This is a genomic window from Streptomyces griseocarneus (assembly GCF_014655595.1).
Lineage (GTDB): Bacteria > Actinomycetota > Actinomycetes > Streptomycetales > Streptomycetaceae > Streptomyces > Streptomyces griseocarneus.
On record NZ_BNBL01000003.1, the window covers coordinates 152,104 to 172,564 of the forward strand.

General features: G+C 71.4%; 16 protein-coding genes. 10 read left to right on the plus strand and 6 right to left on the minus strand.

Annotation, left to right across the window (positions count from 1 at the left end):
• Window positions 1-51: 51 nt before the first annotated feature.
• On the minus strand, window positions 52-243 hold the full coding sequence (locus tag IE295_RS09445; protein ID WP_190063104.1) for a hypothetical protein: 192 nt from the start codon (window positions 241-243) through the stop codon (window positions 52-54).
• A gap of 521 nt (window positions 244-764) precedes the next feature.
• Here IE295_RS09445 and IE295_RS09450 point away from each other — a divergent pair.
• The 8 genes from IE295_RS09450 (at window position 765) to IE295_RS09485 (ending at window position 10,919) form a co-directional block, all read left to right on the plus strand.
• Window positions 765-4,385: a sensor histidine kinase gene (locus tag IE295_RS09450; protein ID WP_190063105.1), complete on the plus strand. Its 3,621-nt coding sequence runs from the start codon at window positions 765-767 to the stop codon at window positions 4,383-4,385.
• Between the two features lie 9 nt (window positions 4,386-4,394).
• Window positions 4,395-4,808 carry a roadblock/LC7 domain-containing protein gene (locus tag IE295_RS09455; RefSeq protein WP_190063450.1) on the plus strand — a complete coding sequence of 138 codons (414 nt, stop codon included), beginning with the start codon at window positions 4,395-4,397 and terminating at the stop codon, window positions 4,806-4,808.
• A 103-nt stretch (window positions 4,809-4,911) separates the two neighbouring features.
• A complete protein-coding gene (locus tag IE295_RS09460) occupies window positions 4,912-5,319 on the plus strand; it encodes a DUF742 domain-containing protein (RefSeq protein WP_190063106.1) in 408 nt (135 codons plus the stop codon).
• Window positions 5,300-5,890 (plus strand): GTP-binding protein, encoded by a 591-nt coding sequence (locus IE295_RS09465; protein ID WP_190063107.1) that lies wholly within the window; start codon window positions 5,300-5,302, stop codon window positions 5,888-5,890. Before IE295_RS09460 ends, IE295_RS09465 begins: the two co-directional genes overlap by 20 nt.
• Before the next feature lie 327 nt (window positions 5,891-6,217).
• Window positions 6,218-9,316: a sensor histidine kinase gene (locus IE295_RS09470; protein WP_372478816.1), complete on the plus strand. Its 3,099-nt coding sequence runs from the start codon at window positions 6,218-6,220 to the stop codon at window positions 9,314-9,316.
• 9 nt (window positions 9,317-9,325) lie between these two features.
• Window positions 9,326-9,739, plus strand: a complete 414-nt coding sequence (locus tag IE295_RS09475; protein ID WP_181143878.1) for a roadblock/LC7 domain-containing protein — start codon at window positions 9,326-9,328, stop codon at window positions 9,737-9,739.
• Window positions 9,740-9,823: 84 nt separating this feature from the next.
• The gene (locus IE295_RS09480; protein ID WP_190063109.1) at window positions 9,824-10,357 is read left to right on the plus strand and encodes a DUF742 domain-containing protein; all 534 of its coding nucleotides are present in this window, start codon (window positions 9,824-9,826) and stop codon (window positions 10,355-10,357) included.
• Window positions 10,338-10,919, plus strand: a complete 582-nt coding sequence (locus tag IE295_RS09485; protein WP_190063110.1) for a GTP-binding protein — start codon at window positions 10,338-10,340, stop codon at window positions 10,917-10,919. The genes IE295_RS09480 and IE295_RS09485 overlap by 20 nt, the downstream gene beginning before the upstream one ends.
• A 161-nt stretch (window positions 10,920-11,080) precedes the next feature.
• Here the strand turns inward: IE295_RS09485 and IE295_RS09490 are convergent, their stop codons facing one another.
• From IE295_RS09490 to IE295_RS09500, 3 genes are all read right to left on the minus strand, one after another.
• On the minus strand, window positions 11,081-11,278 hold the full coding sequence (locus IE295_RS09490) for an acyl-CoA carboxylase subunit epsilon (RefSeq protein ID WP_190063111.1): 198 nt from the start codon (window positions 11,276-11,278) through the stop codon (window positions 11,081-11,083).
• A gap of 34 nt (window positions 11,279-11,312) precedes the next feature.
• On the minus strand, window positions 11,313-12,896 hold the full coding sequence (locus IE295_RS09495) for an acyl-CoA carboxylase subunit beta (RefSeq protein WP_190063112.1): 1,584 nt from the start codon (window positions 12,894-12,896) through the stop codon (window positions 11,313-11,315).
• A gap of 227 nt (window positions 12,897-13,123) precedes the next feature.
• Entirely contained in the window at window positions 13,124-15,508 is a 2,385-nt protein-coding gene (locus tag IE295_RS09500) for a polysaccharide lyase family 8 super-sandwich domain-containing protein (protein WP_224323065.1), read from the minus strand.
• Window positions 15,509-15,680: 172 nt separating this feature from the next.
• Here IE295_RS09500 and IE295_RS09505 point away from each other — a divergent pair, with 172 nt between their 5' ends.
• Window positions 15,681-16,304, plus strand: a complete 624-nt coding sequence (locus IE295_RS09505) for a YceI family protein (protein WP_190063113.1) — start codon at window positions 15,681-15,683, stop codon at window positions 16,302-16,304.
• Between the two features lie 11 nt (window positions 16,305-16,315).
• On the opposite strand, the gene IE295_RS09510 is transcribed toward IE295_RS09505, so the two are convergent.
• A complete protein-coding gene (locus IE295_RS09510) occupies window positions 16,316-17,857 on the minus strand; it encodes an FAD-dependent monooxygenase (protein WP_224323064.1) in 1,542 nt (513 codons plus the stop codon).
• A 127-nt stretch (window positions 17,858-17,984) separates the two neighbouring features.
• On the opposite strand from IE295_RS09510, the gene IE295_RS09515 reads away from it, so the two are divergent.
• Window positions 17,985-18,620 (plus strand): TetR/AcrR family transcriptional regulator, encoded by a 636-nt coding sequence (locus tag IE295_RS09515; protein ID WP_190063114.1) that lies wholly within the window; start codon window positions 17,985-17,987, stop codon window positions 18,618-18,620.
• A gap of 39 nt (window positions 18,621-18,659) precedes the next feature.
• On the opposite strand, the gene cimA is transcribed toward IE295_RS09515, so the two are convergent.
• On the minus strand, window positions 18,660-20,303 hold the full coding sequence (gene cimA / locus IE295_RS09520; protein ID WP_190063115.1) for a citramalate synthase: 1,644 nt from the start codon (window positions 20,301-20,303) through the stop codon (window positions 18,660-18,662).
• Window positions 20,304-20,461: the final 158 nt, after the last annotated feature.

Here is a 20,461-nt window from a genome sequence, read left to right on the forward strand (position 1 = left end):
GACCACCTCAGGCTATCGCGGGGGGCGTGCGCGGCCCGTGCGCTCTCGCATTCAGTCCTGGGGCAGCTGGGTCTGGGGCGCGACCATCAGGACCGTGCGGCGCGGGTTGGCGGTGACCGCCGGCAGCTCGACCGCGTGCTCCGGGCGCTCGGCCGCGGCGGCGAGGGCGGCGGCGTCCTTCAGGTGCGCGAGCGTGGTGCGGCGCGGGTTGGCGGTCTTGCGGGACGGCATGGTCGTCTTCACTGGTGGGTGCCTCGCGTAGTCGGTCGTGGCGCTGTTCTCGGGCGCCTTTCGGGGCCTTCGCGCGGGCCCTTTCCGGAACCCGCGCAAAGGACCAGGCTAAGGCGCCCCTATCCCCAGACGCGCGCCGCACGAGTCATGGGCCTCCTGTGAGTTTCCTCACGACTGAACCGAAAAATGCGGCATAACGGGCGGCGACCCCGGCTCCACGAAACGGACATTGCAGGGCTGAATCACACGTTCCGCTCCTGATCATGAAGACTGGGACACCCCGGGTGCCCCCCGGCAGGCGATGCGACTCATGGCATTAAATCCGGCATACAGGGCGCATTCTTCTACGGTCCGTCACGAGTCGCCTCACCCAGCGTCACCCTTTTTCTCACCGGGGGCACCGGCCTTGTTGGGAGATCCGGCACTGTGCTGGAATTCCGGGGACCGCCTGGGGGGCATCGCGGTCCCCCCACGACTCGACACCGTCCCTCCGCTCATCCGGCGGGACGCCTGGTCCAGAGGTTGCGACGCTAGTGCAGGGACGTTTCAAGAGGGATGGCAGCGCTGCGGCGGAGCCGGAGCCGCGCGGTGCGACCGACCGCGGCACGCCCGTCGACGCACCGAACGGTGGCGAGCCCACCGAACGATCGAAGGGAAAGAGTGCCAACAGCACGGGCTCACGAATAGCCCTGCGCAACTGGCGCATTAGTACCCGACTGGTCTCCCTGCTGGCCCTGCCCGTCGTCGCGGCGACGACGCTGGGTGCCCTGCGGATCGACACCTCGCTCGACAACGTCGACCAGCTCGACCACATGAAGCTGCTCACGGAGATGACGGGCAAGGCCACCGCCCTGGCCAACGCGCTCCAGGAGGAGCGCGACAAGTCCGCCGGTCCGCTGAACCGCGACCCGAACTCCAAGGACGACGCGGTCGTCTCCTCGCGCCAGCGCACCGACCGCAACATCGAGGCCTTCCGCGAGACCACCCGGAAGGCCCGCCCGAACGACCCGACGATGGTCGGTGTGCAGTCCACCCTTGTCGACATCACCCGTGAGCTCGACAAGATCAAGAAGGTTCGCGAGAGCGCCTACAAGGACCGCGAGTACATCGCGAAGACCGTGGGCAACTACAACACCCTGATCAACTCGCTGCTGTCCCTCTCCCAGGACATGGCCCAGGCCACCAGCAACAGCGAAATGATCACGGCGACGCGCGCCCTGGCGACGTTCTCGTCCGCCAAGGAGTACGCCTCCATCCAGCGAGCCGTCCTCAGCGCCGCGCTCGCCAACCCCAAGGGCGCCCACCTCGGCGAGAACGACCACCAGTACGGCCAGTCCGCGCTGTCCAACGAGGAACAGGCCCTCATCCGCTTCACGGCGATCCGCTCCGGCGACTCCGCCGAGCTCCTGAAGTCGCTCAACGGCGCCACCACGGACATCACCGCGGCCAACACCTTCGCCACGCGCGCCTTCGGCAACACCAACTCGCTGAAGGACGAGAAGACCAGCTACCGGGACTGGTACGACCAGGACACCGTCAAGATCACCGAGATGGTGAAGATCGAGACGACCCTGCTCAACCAGATGGAGCAGAAGGCCGCCGAGCTCCGCGACGAGGCCAGCCAGGAAGCCATCCTCAACGGTGTCCTGATCGTCCTCGTCCTCGGCATCTCGCTCGTCGGCGCCTTCGTCGTCGCCCGGTCCATGGTGCGGTCGCTGCGGCGACTGCAGGACACCGCCCAGAAGGTCGCCCAGGAACGCCTGCCCGAGCTCGTCAAGCAGCTGTCCGAGACCGACCCGCAGGACGTCGACACGTCCGTGGAGTCCGTCGGTGTGCACAGCCGGGACGAAATCGGAAAGGTGGCCGCGGCCTTCGACGAGGTGCACCGCGAGGCCGTGCGTCTCGCCGCCGAGCAGGCCCTCCTCCGGGGCAACGTCAACGCGATGTTCACCAACCTCTCGCGCCGCAGCCAGGGCCTCATCCAGCGTCAGCTCTCGCTCATCTCCGAGCTCGAGAGCCGCGAGGCCGACCCGGACCAGCTGTCCTCGCTCTTCCGTCTCGACCACCTCGCGACCCGCATGCGCCGTAACGGCGAAAACCTCCTCGTCCTCGCGGGTGAGGAGCCCGGCCGACGGTGGACCCGTCCCGTGCCGCTCGTCGACGTCCTGCGTGCCGCCGCGTCCGAGGTGGAGCAGTACGAGCGCATCGAGCTCAGCGGCGTGCCGCCGACCGAGGTCGCCGGCCGCGTGGTCAACGACCTCGTGCACCTCCTCGCCGAGCTGCTCGAGAACGCGACCTCCTTCTCCTCGCCGCAGACCAAGGTCAAGGTCACCGGTCACGCGCTGCCCGACGGCCGGGTGCTGGTCGAGATCCACGACACGGGCATCGGCCTCTCGCCCGAGGACCTCGCGGCGATCAACGAGCGGCTCGCCGCCCCGCCCACCGTGGACGTGTCGGTCTCCCGCCGCATGGGTCTGTTCGTGGTCGGCCGCCTGTCCCTGCGACACGGCATCCGCATCCAGCTCCGCCCGTCCGACTCGGGCGGTACGACCGCGCTCGTCATGCTTCCCGTCGACGTCGCCCAGGGCCACAAGAAGCCGGCCCCGGGTGCGGGTGCCGGTGCCCCCGGCGCTCCCGGAGCGCCCGCGGCCGGCGCCGGTCAGCAGCGCCACCAGGTGCCCGGAAGCGGCCCGCGCCCGGCGCTCGTGCCGCGCGGCACCGCACCCGGAGGCGGCCGGCCCGCCCAGGGCTCCGGCCCCAGCGGTGGTGCCGCGGCGGGCAGCCTCTTCGACACCACCCCGCGCGACAAGGGCGGCCCGGCCGCGGGCGGCCCCGGCCTGCCCGTGCGCGGCAACTCCGGCCCCGCCGCGGTGCCGCCGCCGGCCGGTGCCGGCGGACGGCCGCAGCTGCCGGCCCGCAACGCGGGCGGCTCCGCCCCCGCCGCCGGTGACGCCGGCCGCCAGGCCCCGGCCTGGGGCAACGCGCAGGCACCGGCCGGCGGTACGGGCCGCAAGGGCCCGGGCGCCCCGGTCGACGACTGGCCGATGGCCGACAACGGCTCCGCCCGTTCCGGTCAGGACGCCCCGCGCGGTCACGACGACACGAACAACTCCGGTGGCCGCCCCGCGGCCCAGGGGAACAAGCACAAGCGGAAGAAGGGCGGCGGCCAGGCCGCCGGCGGCGCACAGCTCAGCGGTGGCCCCGGCGACACGGCGCAGTTCCCGCCGGTGCCCGCGGCCGATCAGCCGCCGGCCACGCAGGGCCGCTTCGCGCAGCCCGGCAACGAGCGGCCGCAGCCCCGCCCCGGTGACACCGCCCAGTTCCCGCCGGTCCCCGCCGCGGGCGAGGCGCCGAACACGACGACGGGCTCCTTCGAGCTGCCCGGCGGCCCCTCGGCCACCGGCCAGTTCGCCCGTCCCGCGCAGAACGAGCAGCGCAACAGCACCACCGGCCAGCACGAGCTGCCCGGCTCGCACGGCGAGTCGCCGAACGGTGCCACGGGCCGGTTCGCCCGGCCGGATGCCGGCGGCGCGCGGGACAACGGTGCGAACGGCCGGTTCGAGCTGCCCGGCGGCCCCGCCGCCGGCGGCCGTACGGACCGCCCCGCCCCCGGTGGCGAGGGTGCCGGCACGCCGCTGTTCCAGGAGCTGGAGTCGCACTGGTTCCGCGACGAGGCTCAGCCCGGCGTGCCGCAGCAGCCCGCCGACTCCGCGCGGCCGGTGCCGCGCCGCGCCGCGGGCCGTACGCCCGCGCCGGCGCCGGCGCCGCAGAACGGTCCGCAGGGCGGCGGTCCGCTCAGCGGCGGCCCGCAGGCCGCCGCCACCGAGGGCGACCGGAACCGTCCGCAGGACGCGTGGCCGGGCTCCCCCAACGACGAGCGCTGGAAGCGGGCCGAGCAGGTCCGCGAGCCGGCCGCGGGTGGAACCACCTCGTCCGGGCTGCCGCGGCGCGTGCCGCGTGCCAACCTCGTCGAGGGAACCGCCGAGACGCAGACGCAGTCCCTTCCGACCGGTCCGCAGGTCTCGCGTGCGCCCGATGACGTACGCGGCCGGCTGACCAATCTCCGCCGGGGCATCCAGCAGGGACGTCAGGCCGGCAACGGCTCGACCACCGGCAGTCACAATGTTGGCCCCACTTACCAGCAGGAGCGTTAGTTGAGTCCGATGAGCCAGGCGGCGCAGAATCTGAACTGGTTGATCACCAACTTCGTGGACAACACCCCGGGGGTGTCGCACACGGTGGTGGTGTCCGCCGACGGACTCCTTCTGGCGATGTCCGAAGGGTTTCCGCGGGACCGTGCCGACCAGCTGGCGGCGGTGGCCTCCGGCCTCACGTCGCTGACGGCCGGCGCGTCCCGGATCTTCGAGGGCGGCACGGTCAACCAGACCGTGGTGGAGATGGAGCGGGGGTTCCTCTTCATCATGTCCATCTCGGACGGCTCGTCCCTGGCCGTGCTGGCGCACCCGGAGTGCGACATCGGCCTCGTGGGCTACGAGATGGCCCTGCTCGTGGACCGCGCGGGCAACGTCCTGACGCCCGACCTGCGCGCCGAGCTCCAGGGCAGCCTGCTGAACTGACCTGCACACACCGCATATCCCGTCCGACCGTACGGCCGAAACTCCCCCACCGGCCCCCGCTCGACGGCATTATTGCCATCCTGCTGTCCCGTCCGGAGGATTCATGACCCCGCCCGCCTCGCCCGGCCCGTACGGCGCTTCTCATCACGCGTCGTACGGGGATGAAGGCGACCAGCCGCTGGTCCGCCCCTATGCCATGACGGGGGGTCGCACCCGGCCGCGCTACCAGCTCGCCATCGAGGCGCTGGTCAGCTCCACGGCCGACCCGGCCCACCTCGGGGGCCTGCTTCCGGAGCACCAGCGGATCTGCCACCTCTGCCAGGAGGTCAAGTCGGTCGCGGAGGTCTCCGCGCTGCTGAACATGCCGCTGGGTGTGGCGCGGATCCTGGTGGCGGACCTGGCGGAGGCCGGCATGGTGGCGATCCACCAGCCGGGCGGCGGCACCGAGGCCGGTGGCACGCCGGATGTGACACTGCTCGAAAGGGTGCTCAGTGGACTTCGGAAGCTCTAGCGGGAGCGCGGCCGGCACCGGCCGCTCGACCACATCCGCGAAGATCGTCGTCGCGGGTGGCTTCGGCGTGGGCAAGACCACGTTCGTCGGTGCGGTCTCGGAGATCAGTCCGCTGCGCACCGAGGCCGTGATGACGTCCGCTTCGGCGGGCATCGACGACCTGAGCCACGTTCAGGACAAGAAGACGACGACCGTGGCGATGGATTTCGGCCGCATCACCCTCGATGACGACCTGATCCTCTACCTGTTCGGTACGCCCGGTCAGGACCGCTTCTGGTTCATGTGGGACGACCTGGTCCGCGGCGCCATCGGCGCCGTCGTCCTCGTCGACACCCGCCGCCTCGCCGACTGCTTCCCCGCCGTCGACTACTTCGAGAACAGCGGCCTGCCCTTCGTCATCGCCCTCAACGGCTTCGACGGACACCAGCCCTACACTCCCGAGGAAGTCCGCGAGGCCCTCCAGATCGGGCCCGACGCGCCGATCATCACGACCGACGCGCGCCACCGCAACGAGACGAAGAGCGCCCTCATCACGCTCGTCGAACACGCCCTCATGGCGCGGCTGAAATAGTGTTGTTCGACCGAATGTCGTGACGGTGTGTAAGTTGTGGCATTGACCACGACGTCCTTGGAAGTTCATAACGTTTCGACAGAGAATTGGCCGGACGCGACCACTGGGCGCGTCCGGCCGACTTCGTTCTGCGATCAACCACCTCGCCATTTGGCGTGGCTCGGCCTTAATGCCCGTTTTATGTCAGGCAAATCGCGCCCTTCAGGGGCTCTGTCCGTTGTTTGGAATGCACCTGCCCGGCGTGCTGGAATTCCCGGACTGAGTCGTCATGGCTCACACAGATAAACGGCACAGCACAGGTGCAGACGCCGAGAGGTTGTTGGTCGAGTGAGGCGAAGAAAGACGGGCGCCGCGCAGCAGGCGCGAGACGCGCGGGGCAACTTCACCCCGCCGTCGCGCACAGCGGTGCCGCCTTCCGACATGCCCGAGCCCCCCGCCGCCCCCGAAACGGGCCGCGGCGGCAGATTCTCGCCCCGTAACTGGCGTGTGCGCCTCCGCCTGAACGCGATCCTGATGATCCCCGTGATCATCGCCCTCGTGTTCGGCGGCCTGAACGTCAAGCAGTCCGTCGACACCTGGCTCGAGGCACAGGACGCGGCCAACACCGCACGCCTGGTGCAGGCCGCGACCGGCTACGCGCACGCCGTCATCGACGAGCGCGACCTGTCGGCCAAGCCGCTGCTCGAGGGCAACCGCGACGACGCGAACGTGAAGAAGGCCCGGGAGGTCACCGACGCCGCCCGTGCCGAGTTCGACAAGCGCGTCAAGGAGATGCCCGACACCGCGGGCCTCAAGCGCCGCCTGAAGCTGGTGCGCGACGCCGAGCCGGCGCTGACCAAGCTGCGCCAGGCCGCGTACACGGCCGCCCTGGACGGGGCCAAGACGGAGGACGGCTACGGCGCCATCCAGCGTCCGCTCATGGCCTTCACCAACGAGCTGGGCCTGGGCACCGGCAACGTCACCGCCTACGGCCGCATGGTCTACGCGGTCTCCCTGGCGAAGGCCGCCGAGTCGCTGCAGCGCTCCATCGGCACCCACGTGCTCATCGACCCGGGCACGGCCAAGAACCGCGAGACGCTGCTGACGGCCTTCTCCTCGTACAACTTCCTCGAGTACGTCGCCCGCGGCGAGTACGAGGCCGGTGGTACCGAGGACGACATCAAGCGCCTCAACAACGCCTTCGCCGCCGACGCGCAGATCGAGGAGACGGACAAGATGGCCCTCGCCATCATGTCCGGCGCCACCGTCCCGCAGCTCAAGGCCAAGGGCATCACCGCCGACTCGTGGCTGGCCGCCTCCACGGCGAAGTTCGGTGCCTACCGGACCATCGAGGAGCACCTGGCCGACCACGCGGTGGAGGAGGCCGAGTCCATCGCCTCGAACGCCCAGCGCGAGGCGATCGTCAACTCCTCGATCATGGTCCTGGCGCTCCTGATCGCCTTCCTCGTGGCGGGCAAGATGGCCGCCTCGATGAGCCGCAACATGAGCCGCCTGCGCACCGCCGCCTTCGAGGTGGCCGAGCAGCGCCTGCCGGCGCTCGTCGGCCAGCTCTCGCGGACCGACCCGGGCCGCGTGGACACCCGCGTCCAGCCGATCCCGATCGACACCAAGGACGAGATCGGCGAGGTCGCCCGCGCCTTCGACCAGGTGCACCGCGAGGCCGTGCGACTCGCCTCCGAGCAGGCACTGCTCCGGGGCAACGTCAACGCGATCTTCACCAACCTCTCCCGGCGCAACCAGGCGCTGATCGAGGGCCAGCTGAACCTGATCACGGACCTCGAGAACAACGAGGCCGACCCGGACCAGCTGGAGAACCTCTTCCGCCTGGACCACCTGGCCACCCGCATGCGCCGCAACGGCGAGAACCTCCTCATCCTCGCGGGCGAGGAGCCGGGCCGCCACTGGGACCAGCCGATCCCGCTGGTGGACGTGCTGCGTGCCGCCACCTCCGAGGTGGAGGCGTACGAGCGCATCGAGCTGAGCGGACTCCCGGAGGCCGAGATCCACGGCCTGGCCGTGACCGACCTCGTGCACCTGCTCGCCGAGCTGCTGGAGAACGCCACCTCGTTCTCCTCCCCGCACACCAAGGTGCGCGTCACCGCGACGCGACTGCCCGACGGCCGCGTCATGGTCGAGATCCACGACAAGGGCATCGGCCTGACCGCCGAGGACTTCGCGGACATCAACCACAAGCTGGCCAACCCGCCGACCGTGGACGCCGCGATCTCCCAGCGCATGGGTCTGTTCGTGGTCGGCCGCCTGGCGACCCGCCACGGCATCCGCGTCCAGCTGCGCCCCTCGGGCGAGCAGGCGGGCACCACCTCGCTGGTGATGCTCCCGGACGCGATCACGCACGGCGGTGGCGGCGAGGACCTCGTCCAGGACGACTTCTCGGTCTCCCGGATGGTCCCCGGCCAGCAGCAGGCGCCGGTGGCCCAGGCCCGTACCGCCGCCGAGCTCGGCTTCGACGACTCCCGCTACGAGGCGCGCCCCGACGCCCCCGGCTCCGGCGCCACGCTGGACCCGGTCGGCCGGTCGCGGATGCGCGAGGAGCGGCGAGCGGCGCTGGAGGCGCAGTCCTCCGACAACCGCCCGCTGTTCCGCGACGAGGTCGCCCCGCAGCAGTTCGAGCAGCAGCACGCACAGCCGCAGGAGCAGATACCCCCGCAGGCGCAGACCGGCGCGGCTCCGGCCGACGGCGGCTACGACTACGGTGACCGGCAGTACGCGGAGAACGGCTACGCGGAATCCGCCTACGCCGACCCGGCCGTTGACGGTTCGCAGACCTACGGCGACTACAACGCGCCCGCCCACCAAGGCGAGTGGCCCGAGCCAGGTCCGTACCAGCAGGCGTACGGGCAGGGTTACGGAGCGGAATCGGAATCCCAGCCGTCCGCTGACACAGCCCAGCCGGAGCGCGTAGAGTTCGACCGTCCGGGCCCCGCCTCGAGCGGCTCCCCCTCGCTGACCGGGTCCGGTCTGCCGCGCCGCGACAAGCGGTGGCAGCAACCCGAGACGGGCGAGGAGGCCACGAGGGACGGCGGAGAACGGGAGCAGTCCCAGCAGGAGGTCCCACAGCAGCCTCAGGAGGTTGACAACTCCGGATGGCGGTCGGCGAACGACGAGCGCTGGCAGCGTGCCGGACAGCTCCGGGAGCCGAAAGCCGGCGGCGTGACCTCCTCCGGTCTCCCCCGCCGGGTCCCCAAGGCCAATCTGGTCGAGGGCAAGGCGGAGCAGACCCCCCAGGGGGGCCCGCAGATCTCCCGCGCACCGGAGGACGTCCGTGGCAGGCTCGCCAACCTGCGCCGCGGCATCCAGCAAGGGCGCAACGCGGGGGGCGACTTCCCGGAGTCTTCCGCGAACGACCAGCATGAGCAACACGACCAGGGCTTCGGCCCCGGCGGCACCTACGATCAGGAGCGTTAGTTGAGCCCGATGAGCCAGGCGGCGCAAAACCTGAACTGGTTGATCACCAGTTTCGTGGACAACACCCCAGGGGTGTCCCACACCGTCGTGGTCTCCGCCGACGGACTCCTTCTGGCGATGTCCGAAGGGTTTCCGCGGGACCGCGCCGACCAGCTGGCGGCGGTCGCCTCCGGCCTGACCTCACTGACCGCCGGTGCCTCCCGCATCTTCGAGGGCGGCACGGTCAACCAGACCGTGGTGGAGATGGAGCGCGGCTTCCTCTTCATCATGTCCATCTCCGACGGTTCCTCGCTGGCCGTGCTGGCGCACCCGGAGTGCGACATCGGCCTCGTGGGCTACGAGATGGCCCTTCTCGTGGACCGCGCGGGCAACGTCCTGACGCCCGACCTCCGGGCGGAACTGCAGGGGAGCCTTCTCAACTAGCAAAGAGACAGTGCGTTTCGCGCCACCGCGCCATAGGGTGCGGTGGCGCGGCCAGCAGTAGACAGGCAAGTTGGAGGAGGAGACGTGGCAACGCCCCCAGGCGGTTACCCGTATGGCAATGATCAGCAGGCTCAACAGCCGTTGAACCGCTACAACTTCCCCTCCTCACCATCCTCACCGGGCTACGGGGCCATGCCGGAGCAGCGCCCTCCGCATGTGCCGGCCCAGCCTCAGCAGCACCGGCGTGCTGCCGCCCCGTCCGGGGGCGGCGCAAGGAACAACCCGCTGGTCCGCCCCTACGCGATGACCGGCGGCCGGACCAGGCCGCGGTACCAGCTCGCCATCGAGGCACTGGTGCACACCACGGCCCAGCCGTCCCAGCTTCAAGGGCAGTTGCCGGAACACCAGCGCATCTGCCACCTGTGCACCGAGATCAAATCGGTCGCCGAGATCTCGGCACTTCTCTCCATTCCGCTCGGCGTCGCCCGGATCCTCGTAGCCGACCTGGCGGAGGCCGGACTCGTCGCCATTCATCAGCCCGGCGGCGATGCGTCCGCCGGCGGTCAGCCTGACGTGACACTGCTCGAAAGGGTGCTCAGTGGACTTCGGAACCTCTAGCGGCGAGGCAGCCCGCTCCACCACCTCCGCGAAGATCGTCGTCGCGGGTGGCTTCGGCGTGGGCAAGACCACGTTCGTCGGCGCGGTCTCGGAGATCAACCCGCTGCGCACCGAAGCCGTCATGACCTCCGCCTCGGCGGGCATCGACGACCTCACCCACGCGCCGGACAAGACCACGACGACCGTGGCCATGGACTTCGGCCGCATCACCCTGGACCAGGACCTGATCCTGTACCTCTTCGGTACGCCCGGTCAGGACCGCTTCTGGTTCATGTGGGACGACCTGGTCCGCGGCGCCATCGGCGCCGTCGTCCTCGTCGACACCCGCCGCCTCGCCGACTGCTTCCCCGCCGTCGACTACTTCGAGAACAGCGGCCTGCCCTTCGTCATCGCCCTCAACGGCTTCGACGGACACCAGCCCTACGCTCCCGAAGAGGTCCGCGAGGCGCTTCAGATCGGCCCCGACGCGCCGATCATCACGACCGACGCGCGCCACCGCCACGAGGCGAAGAGCGCCCTCATCACGCTCGTCGAGCACGCCCTGATGGCGCGCCTGCGCTAGAGCTCGGATGCGAAGAGGTCCCCGCACTCCTCGGGAGTGCGGGGACCTCTTCGCGTTCCCGCGCGGGGACGGGAACGCGGACGCGGATGCGGACGAGGGGCCCCGGGCGAATGCCCGGGGCCCCTCGTCATGCCTGCGGCCGGGCGCTTGGCCCCGCCGTCTCAGCCCTGCCAGCTGTGCGGTGCGCGGAAGCCGGGGGTGCGCTCCAGGCGGCGCCAGCCGGCCGTGGTGCGGCGCGGGCGGGGGACCTGGGCGGTGTTGTCGCGGCCGGCGGCGCGGGCGAGGAGGACGGCGGTGACGGCTGCCAGTTCCTCGGCGTCCGCCAGGCCCTTCTCGACGCGTACGAGCGTGTCGTTCATGCGTATCTCCGATGGGTGAAGTACTGGGCGTGCGTTACTGAGGCGGGTTGCCGTGCTTGCGGGACGGCAGGTCCGCGTGCTTGGTCGCGAGCATCGCCAGCGACCGGATCAGCACCGACCGGGTCTCGACGGGGTCGATCACGTCGTCGACCAGGCCGCGCTCGGCCGCGTAGTACGGGTGCATGAGCTCGGACTTGTACTCCTTGACCATGCGGGCGCGCATGGCCTCGGGGTCGTCCGCCTCGGCGATCTGCTTGCGGAAGATCACGTTGGCGGCGCCCTCGGCGCCCATGACCGCGATCTCGTTGGTGGGCCAGGCGTAGGTGAGGTCGGCGCCGATGGACTGGGAGTCCATCACGATGTAGGCGCCGCCGTAGGCCTTGCGCAGGATCACCGAGATCCGCGGCACGGTCGCGTTGCAGTAGGCGTAGAGCAGTTTCGCGCCGTGGCGGATGATGCCGCCGTGCTCCTGGTCGACGCCCGGCAGGAAGCCGGGGACGTCCAGGAGGGTGATGATCGGGATGTTGAAGGCATCGCACATCTGGATGAAGCGCGCGGCCTTCTCCGAGGCCTCGATGTCCAGGACGCCGGCGAGGGACTGCGGCTGGTTCGCCACGATGCCGACGACCTGCCCGTCGAGGCGGGACAGGGCACAGATGATGTTGGTGGCCCAGCGCTCGTGGACCTCCAGGTACTCGCCGTCGTCGACGAGCTCCTCGATGACCTTGCGCATGTCGTACGGGCGGTTGCCGTCGGCCGGGACCAGGTCGAGCAGGGCCTCGCCGGCCCGGTCGGCGGGGTCCTCCGACGCCACGCGCGGGGGGTTCTCGCGGTTGTTCTGCGGCAGCAGCGACAGGAGGTAGCGGACCTCCTCGAGGCACGTCTCCTCGTCGTCGTAGGCGAAGTGGGCCACGCCGGAGGTCTCGGCGTGCACGTCGGCGCCGCCGAGGCCGTTCTGGGTGATCTCCTCGCCGGTGACCGCGCGCACCACGTCCGGGCCGGTGATGAACATCTGCGACGTCTCACGGACCATGAACACGAAGTCCGTCAGGGCCGGGCTGTACGCGGCACCGCCGGCGCAGGGGCCGAGCATCACGCTGATCTGCGGGATGACGCCCGAGGCCTTGGTGTTGCGCTGGAAGATCCCGCCGTACCCGGCGAGCGCCGAGACGCCCTCCTGGATGCGGGCGCCGGCGCCGTCGTTCAGCGACACCAGCGGCGCGCCGGCGGCGATGGCCATGTCCATGATCTTGTGGATCTTCGTGGCGTGGGCCTCGCCCAGCGCGCCGCCGAAGATGCGGAAGTCATGGGCGTAGACGAACACCGTCCGTCCGTGCACCGTGCCCCAGCCGGTGATCACACCGTCGGTGTACGGGCGCTTGGCCTCCAGACCGAACCCGGTCGCCCGGTGCCGGCGCAGTGGCTCCACCTCGTTGAAGGAGCCCTCGTCCAGCAGCAGATCTATGCGCTCGCGGGCAGTCAGCTTCCCCTTGGCCTTCTGGGCCTCGGTAGCCCGCTCACTCGGACCACGCCGAACCTGCTCGCGAATGGCATGCAGCTCGGCGACGCGCCCACGGACGTCACTCGCCTCTACGGGCGCACCTTCGAGATTGCTCATGGAAAGACGGTACGCGGCGGGAGTCCCGGAACATCATGTCGGTTCCACACAACGTACTGCGCGATTTCGTGGGCAGGCGGGACAGAAGTGCACTGCGCCCTTATCAGTTCCCCGCGTTCGACCGGCCGTCCCACGCTGTGGGCACTCCACAAATCCGGACCGTCCAGGAGGGCCTGTATATGGCTTGACCAGGTACCGCCGTCCGGGTGACCGGGTGCCGTCGCGGCCTACTCCCCCAGCTCAACGGCGCAGCCGTGCGTCGCGCAGGCGGTGCCCGGCGCGATGCCCAGCCGCAGCCGGGGGCCGGTGGCGAGCACCCTCACCGAGGCGTCGTGGGCGGTGACGCGCCGCACGGGGCGGTGCCAGGTGAGCTCGAGGGGGGCGCCGGTGCGCGGGGGCTCGGCGAGGTGGAGGGTGGCCGTGCGGCCGTGGCGGCGTACGAGCACGGAGGCGGGGGCGGTGACGGTGAGGGGGCCGGCGGTGCCGGGCTGCCAGAAGTTGGCGGCGGTCAGGCCGAGCGAGGGGATGTGGACGGCCTGGTGGTCGCGGGTGTTGGCCAGGACGGAGAGCCAGTCGTCCTCGGCGGCGCGGGCGGCACTGGCCCGCCGCGTGGCGCCGGGCATCAGGACGTAGGCGTAGGAGGCGCCGTCGGGGTCGGTGCCGTGCGGGTGCCAGAGGGTGAGGTAGCGCCGGGTGAGGGGGGTGGGCGAGCCGCCGGCGTTGATGTCCCGCCAGGATCCGGTGCGGGCCTCGCGCAGGGCCTCCAGCGCGGCGCCGCCGGGGAAGACGTAGCCGCCGTGCCCGGCCAGGTGGGCCCAGCTGGCGCTCTCCCAGGACAGCCGCCGGCCGTCGTCGGCCGGCTGCGGCTCCCCGTCGACCGTGAGCAGGGCCGCGCCGTCCGCGCCGAGCGCGCGGTTGTCGACGACGGTCTCCACCTCCGTCCCGTCCCGGGCCGTGATGCCGGCACCGAGGCAGACGATCGCGTCGGCCGCGCAGAACCACGACTTGCGCGCCTCGAGCGTGGAGCCGAGCCCCTTCAGGTGCTGCCCGACGGCCGCGTACTCGCCGTCCGTCGCTCCGCCCACCCAGCGCACCGCCGGTCTGGGGGCACCCCAGCCGCCGCCCTCGTTGTCGGCGAGCGGGAGCGCCGAGACGGTGGTGCCGGGCAGCCGGTAGGGGTCGACGGTGGGCCAGAAGCCGTCGCTGTACTGGCCGTCCCCGTTAGCGGGCCACCAGGAGAGCATTCCGGCGCCGGTGTGCCAGCCGCGCGGGTTCTCGCCGTTGCCGTTCTCGTAGTAGGTGATGCGGTCGGAGGCCATGGCGATGTTCGCGGCCCACCCGGGACGCCGGTGGACGGCCCGGTCCATGGCCGGGAACAGGCGGTGGCCCACGGGCTCGGGTGCCGGGGGGACGGGGGCGGCGTCGATCGCGGCGAGGCGGGCCAGGTCGGCGACCGGCAACCGGCGATCGGTGCGCGGCGGGCCGGTGGTGTCCCGGGCGGCCCAGCCCTTGATCATGGCGTGCCAGCGGTCCCGCTGGGCCGGGGCCGCGCCGGCCGCGAGCAGGGCGATGGCGGCGATGAGGGCGTGTCCGCGCTGGTGGTCGCTCTGCGGCAGCGCCGGCGGGTCGGCGGTCTGGACGCCCCGGCTGATGGCACGGCCGGAGACGCTGTCCATGACCAGGCCGTTGTGGATCAGCGGCGCGAAGGCCCGCTCGACGCTGTCGTGGATGATCTGCCGGGCCGGATCGGTGACCTCCCAGCTCGACCCCCGCAGCAGCGCGAAGAGCCGGCCGAGGCCGTCGAGCAGGACACAGCCGTACGTACCGGTGTAGGCGACCGTCGTGTGCTGGACGAAGGAGCCGTCGGCGTAGAGGCCGTCTCCCCGGGTGACGTGGGGGAAGACGGGCGAGAGGGCGTCCCGGGCGAGCGCGATCTTGGCGGGGGCCGCACCGAGCACGCCGCGCAGCGCGACGACGCGGCACAGGTCGACGCGGTTGGCGCCGGTGCTCGTCCCCGTGTAGGCGCCGAGCATCGCGTCGGGGACGAAGTGGTCGACGGCGGCCAGGCAGCGGGCGCGCCGTGGTGCGCCGGCGGCGTCGTGGAGGAGGGCGAGGGTGTCCAGGAGCAGGCGGGGGCTGCCGATCTGCCACTCCCACCAGTTGCCGTAGCGGGTGGTGCCGGGGTGGTAGACGCGGTCGTGGAGGTGGTCGAGGCCGGCGAGGACGTCGGCGGCCAGGCCCGGGTCGCCGGTGAGGCCGGTGCCGGGCTGGGCGTGGGCCTGGGCCATGGTGAACAGGCGGGCGTAGCTCTGGGTGATGCCGGCCGGCGGGTCGAAGGGGGCGTCGGGCCAGAGCGAGGTGGGGGCGGGCCGCATGGCCGCGCGGTGGGCGCGGGCGGCTTCGCCGGTGCGGCGCAGGGCGGTGGCACAGGGCTCGGCGGCGGGGTCGAAGCCGGTGCCGAGCACGAGGTCGCGCCAGCGGCGGCGGAGCACCGCGAACTCGTCGTCCCCGTCGTCCGCCCGGGCGGGGGACGCGGCGAGGCCGAGCGCGCTCACGACGGAGGCGGCGAGGAAGCCGCGGCGGGTGGTCCCGAGCAGGAAGGGCAACGGCACGGCGCACACGCTGGCACGTGGCCGGGGGGCTGGCAATGACCTCCGCCGGGGCGATCCGGCCGAAAATCCCGGCCCCGGAAAGTCCCTCCACCGAATATGTTGAAAGTTGAACCAGATTCCTCTACTCTCAATCTCGTTGAAAGTTGAACTACAACCCGACCAGGAGCATGTCATGGGCTTCTTCTCCCGCAAGCAGAACACCGTCGAGACCACCGCCCCCGTCGCCGTCCTCGACGTGGACCCCGCACTGGCCACCCTGACCGGCGACTACACCATCGACCCGGCGCACAGCAGCATCGGCTTCACCGTGCGCCACGCGATGGTCACCAACGTCAAGGGCTCCTTCACCGACTACAAGGGCTCGCTCCGCCTCGACGGCTCCGCCCCCTCCCGCTCCACCGCCACCATCGACGTCACGATCGACAGCGTCGACACCGGCATCAAGGACCGCGACGCCCACCTGCGGGGCGACGACTTCTTCGACGCCGCGGCCTTCCCCCTGATGTCGTTCCGCTCCACCTCCGCCGAGCAGCTGGGCGGCGACCGCTACCGCCTGACGGGCGACCTCACCATCAAGGACGTCACCCGGCCGCTGGCCATCGACCTCGAGTTCAACGGCTCGGCCACCGACGTCTACGGCAACGAGCGCGTCGGCTTCGAGGGCGGCGCCGAGATCCTGCGCTCCGACTGGGGCCTCACCTGGAACGCGGCCCTGGAGGCCGGTGGCGTGATGGTCAGCGACAAGGTGAAGCTCACCTTCGACATCTCCGCCGTCAAGACCGCCCCCCAGGCCTGATCCATGCGGTGTCAGCGGCCGAGGCGCAGCAGACGGTCAAGGACCTCGGCGCCTCGGTCCACACCCGCGCTCAGCGCGACGTGGTTGTCGGGCCGTACGAGCACGAGCCCGTCACCGTCCAACCCGTACCCGCGCCGCACATGGCCCTCGTGGTCGTCGACCAGGCGCGTCGTCAGCAGGCCCGCGCACTTCTCCCCCGCCTCCGCCAGGGCCTTCGCGCTTCCCGGGCCGACGCCGAGCAGAGTGAACTCCGGCCCGGCGAAGACGTCGAAGAGCCGTATGTCCTCGCCGGTCGAGGCGTCCCGGCAGGGCGCGTCGGGCGCCCGCTCGCCCGCCTTCGGGCCGCCCCACGCCAGGGCGCCCCAGCCGTAGCCGACGCCCAGCGTGGTGACGTCGTCCGTGACCACGGCCTCCGTGCCCACGCCGGCCTCCCGCACCCCCTCGAGCACCGCGCGCAGCCGCTCGTTCGTGAGGTCGAGCGTCCACGCCGCGACCGGCAGCCGCTCCTCCTCGTAGGTGTCCAGCAGCCCGGGCCCGGCGAGACCGCGCACCACGAGCGCCAGCTTCCAGCCCAGGTTGAAGGCGTCCTGGATGCCGGTGTTCATGCCCAGCCCGCCGGCTATCGAGTGGACGTGCGCGGCGTCCCCGGCGAGGAAGACCCGCCCGGCGCGGAAGCGGTCGGCCATGCGGACGTTGATCCGGTAGGTGGAGAACCACGTCGGGTCGGACAGCCGCACTCCCGGTATCCGCGCGCACCGGTCGAAGAGCCGCTGGAAGCTCTCCAGCGACGGCGGCACGGCCCGCCCCTCGGCGTCGCGCTCGGGCGCGCCCTGCAACTGCCAGTGCGAGGAGCCCCGGAACGGGCAGAGCATGATCGCCGCGTCCTCGTCGAACCACTGGTGCCAGTAGGCGGGGTCGAGCCCGTCGGCCCGGACGTCGCCGATCACCATGCACTCCTCGGCGTCCGTCTTCCCCTCGAAGCTCACGCCCAGCGCCTTGCGCACCGGGCTGTGGCCGCCGTCGCAGCCCACGAGGTACGCGGCCGCGATGCGCCGCCCGTCGGCGAGCGTCGCGACGACGCCATCCCCGTCCTGGGTGAATCCCGTGAGCTCACAGCCCCGTTCGACCTCGGTGCCGTACTCGGCGAGCCGCTCGCGCAGGACCTGCTCGGTGCGCCACTGGGGAATGAGCAGCCCGCTGGCGTAGGGGGCGTCGGGCGTGGGGACCCGGTCCCCGAAGGCGACGTGGTCGGCGATCGCGACGCCGTCGCGGTATTTGCGCAGGGCGATGTGCTCGGTGCCGAAGGCCGCCGCCCGCTGCTCCACCCCGAGGTCGTGGAAGAGCTCGCGGCTGCGCTGGTTGAGCCCCTTGCCCCGCGAAGTGCGGTGGAACGCCGGGGACTTGTCGATGATCCGCACGGCCGCTCCGGCCCGGGCGAGCGTGCAGGCGAGGGTGAGTCCGGTGGGCCCCGCGCCCACGATCAGCACATCGGCCCGCCCGTCGGCCCGCGCCTCGGCAGGTACGCCGGCGGAAGCCATGCCGGTGGAAGTCATGCCAGTGGAAGTCATGTCGGCGGAAGTCATGTCGCTGGAGGTCATGCACCCATGAAAGACCCGCTCAGCCGAAAACGCAACCGAGTAACAAAAGATTCCGAGTAACGTCACCTGCTAGAGTGATGCCATGGGTGATGAGCCAGGACTGCGGGAACGCAAGAAGCAGCGCACGCGCCAGGCGCTGTCCGACACCGCCATCGAGCTGTTCCTCAAGCGCGGCTTCGACCAGGTCTCCGTGGCGGACGTCGCGGCGGCCGTCGAGGTGTCCAAGCCGACGCTGTTCCGCTACTTCCCGACCAAGGAGGACCTGGCCCTGGACCGCATCGCGGACCACCAGGGCGAGGCCGCGCGCGTCGTGAGCGGCAGGACGGCGGGCCAGTCCCCGCTGGGCGCGCTCCGCGCGCACTTCCACGAGCGTCTCGAGGCCCACGACCCGGTCACGGGCCTCAACGACAACGCGATCGTGCGCGCCTTCAACGACATGCTCTACACGACGCCCAGCCTGCTGGCGCGCCTGGTCCGCTACTCCCACCGGGACGAGGAACTGCTGGCCGGGGCGCTGGAGGAGACCGGCGGGAGCGGCGGGCTGACGGCGCGGCTGGCGGCCGCCCAGATCATCACGGTCCACCAGCGCCTCGCCGAGGAGAACTGGCGGAAGCTGGCCTCGGGCAGGACCGTCGCCGACGCCCTGCCCGAGGCCCACGCCGACGCCGACCGGGCCTACGACCTGCTCGGCGCCGGCCTCATGGAGCAGTACGCCTGACCGCTCCCCGCGTCGGCGTCCCGTCCCGGCGGGCCCGGCCTACTCCTGCGGCTCGACGCCCGCGCGCCGCAGCCCGTAGGCGTAGGCGTCGTCGAGCGCCTGCCAGGAGGCCGCGATGACGTTCTCGGCCACGCCCACCGTCGACCACTCGCCGTTCTCGTCGCTGGTGGAGACCAGGACCCGGGTGGTCGAGCCGGTGCCGAGACCGCCCTCGAGGATGCGGACCTTGTAGTCCGTCAGCTTCAGCGAGGCGAGCTGGGGATAGATGCGCTCCAGCGCGACGCGCAGCGCGCGGTCGAGCGCGTTGACGGGTCCGTTGCCCTCGGCAGTGGCGACGATGCGCTCGCCCTTGGCCCACAGCTTCACCGTCGCCTCGTTGGCGTGCGTGCCGTCGGGGCGGTCCTCGACGATGGCGCGCCAGGACTCCACGCGGTAGTAGCGGCGCGCCCTGCCCTCGACCTCCGCGCGGAGCAGCAGCTCGAAGGAGGCGTCGGCGGCCTCGTAGGTGTAGCCCGCCAGCTCGCGTTCCTTGACCCGCTCGACGACGCGGCCGATCAGCTCGCGGTCGCCGCCGAGGTCGATGCCGAGCTCCTTGCCCTTGAGCTCGACGGAGGCCCGGCCGGCCATGTCGGAGACGAGCATCCGCATGGTGTTGCCGACCCGCTCCGGGTCGATGTGCTGGTAGAGGTCCGGGTCCACCTTGATCGCCGAGGCGTGCAGCCCGGCCTTGTGGGCGAAGGCGGAAACTCCCACGTACGGCTGATGGGTGGCGGGCGTGAGGTTGACGACCTCGGCGATGGCGTGCGAGATCCGGGTCATCTCGGCGAGCTTGCCCGCGGGCAGCACCCGGCGCCCGTACTTGATCTCCAGGGCCGCCACGACCGGGAAGAGGTTGGAGTTGCCGACGCGCTCGCCGTAGCCGTTGGCGGTGCACTGCACGTGCGTGGCGCCCGCGTCCACGGCGGCGAGGGTGTTGGCCACGGCGCAGCCGGTGTCGTCCTGGGCGTGGATGCCCAGGCGCGCGCCGGTGTCGGCGAGCACCGTGCGTACGACCGCCTCGACCTGGGCGGGCAGCATGCCGCCGTTGGTGTCGCACAGCACGACGACGTCGGCGCCGGCCTCGTGGGCGGCGCGGACGACCTCGGTGGCGTAGCCGGGGTTGGCGCGGTAGCCGTCGAAGAAGTGCTCGCAGTCGATGAAGACGCGACGGCCCTGACCGCGCAGGTAGGCGACCGTGTCGCGCACCATGGCGAGGTTCTCCTCGAGCGTGGTGCGCAGGGCGAGTTCGACGTGCCGGTCGTGGGACTTGGCCACCAGGGTGATCACGGGGGCCTGCGAGTCCAGCAGCGCGGCCACCTGCGCGTCGTCCTCGGCGCGTACGCCCGCCTTGCGGGTGGCGCCGAACGCCACGAGCTGCGCGTGCCGGAAGTCGATCTCCTCGCGGGCGCGCCGGAAGAACTCGGTGTCCCGGGGGTTGGCGCCGGGCCAGCCGCCCTCGATGAAGCCGACGCCGAACTCGTCCAGGTGGCGGGCGATGGTCAGCTTGTCCGCGACGGTGAGATTGATGCCCTCGCGCTGGGCACCGTCGCGCAGCGTGGTGTCGAAGACGTGGAAGCCGTCGTCGAGGCCGTCGTCGGGGGCGTTGTCGAGGCCGTCGCCGGGGCCGTCGGTTGCGTCCGTCATGCTGCTCTGACTCCTGTGAGGATCTCGGTCTACCGGAATGACCGGTTCCACCGTCCCCCTATGATCCCTCGCCCTGCGTCTCCGATGGGGTGGTCCGGAAACGCAAAAACCTCTCGCGGGTGCGAGAGGTCTGCGCGCGGGTCTGGGACGACGGTGTC

Bases quoted from the DNA above. Each gene is read 5' to 3' on its own strand.
- IE295_RS09455 (WP_190063450.1), top strand. From the start codon at position 4,395: ATGAGCCAGGCGGCGCAGAATCTGAACTGGTTGATCACCAACTTCGTG.
- IE295_RS09460 (WP_190063106.1), top strand. From the start codon at position 4,912: ATGACCCCGCCCGCCTCGCCCGGCCCGTACGGCGCTTCTCATCACGCG.
- IE295_RS09475 (WP_181143878.1), top strand. From the start codon at position 9,326: ATGAGCCAGGCGGCGCAAAACCTGAACTGGTTGATCACCAGTTTCGTG.
- IE295_RS09490 (WP_190063111.1), bottom strand. From the start codon at position 11,278: ATGAACGACACGCTCGTACGCGTCGAGAAGGGCCTGGCGGACGCCGAG.
- IE295_RS09495 (WP_190063112.1), bottom strand. From the start codon at position 12,896: ATGAGCAATCTCGAAGGTGCGCCCGTAGAGGCGAGTGACGTCCGTGGG.
- IE295_RS09505 (WP_190063113.1), top strand. From the start codon at position 15,681: ATGGGCTTCTTCTCCCGCAAGCAGAACACCGTCGAGACCACCGCCCCC.
- IE295_RS09510 (WP_224323064.1), bottom strand. From the start codon at position 17,857: ATGACTTCCACCGGCATGGCTTCCGCCGGCGTACCTGCCGAGGCGCGG.
- IE295_RS09515 (WP_190063114.1), top strand. From the start codon at position 17,985: ATGGGTGATGAGCCAGGACTGCGGGAACGCAAGAAGCAGCGCACGCGC.
- cimA (WP_190063115.1), bottom strand. From the start codon at position 20,303: ATGACGGACGCAACCGACGGCCCCGGCGACGGCCTCGACAACGCCCCC.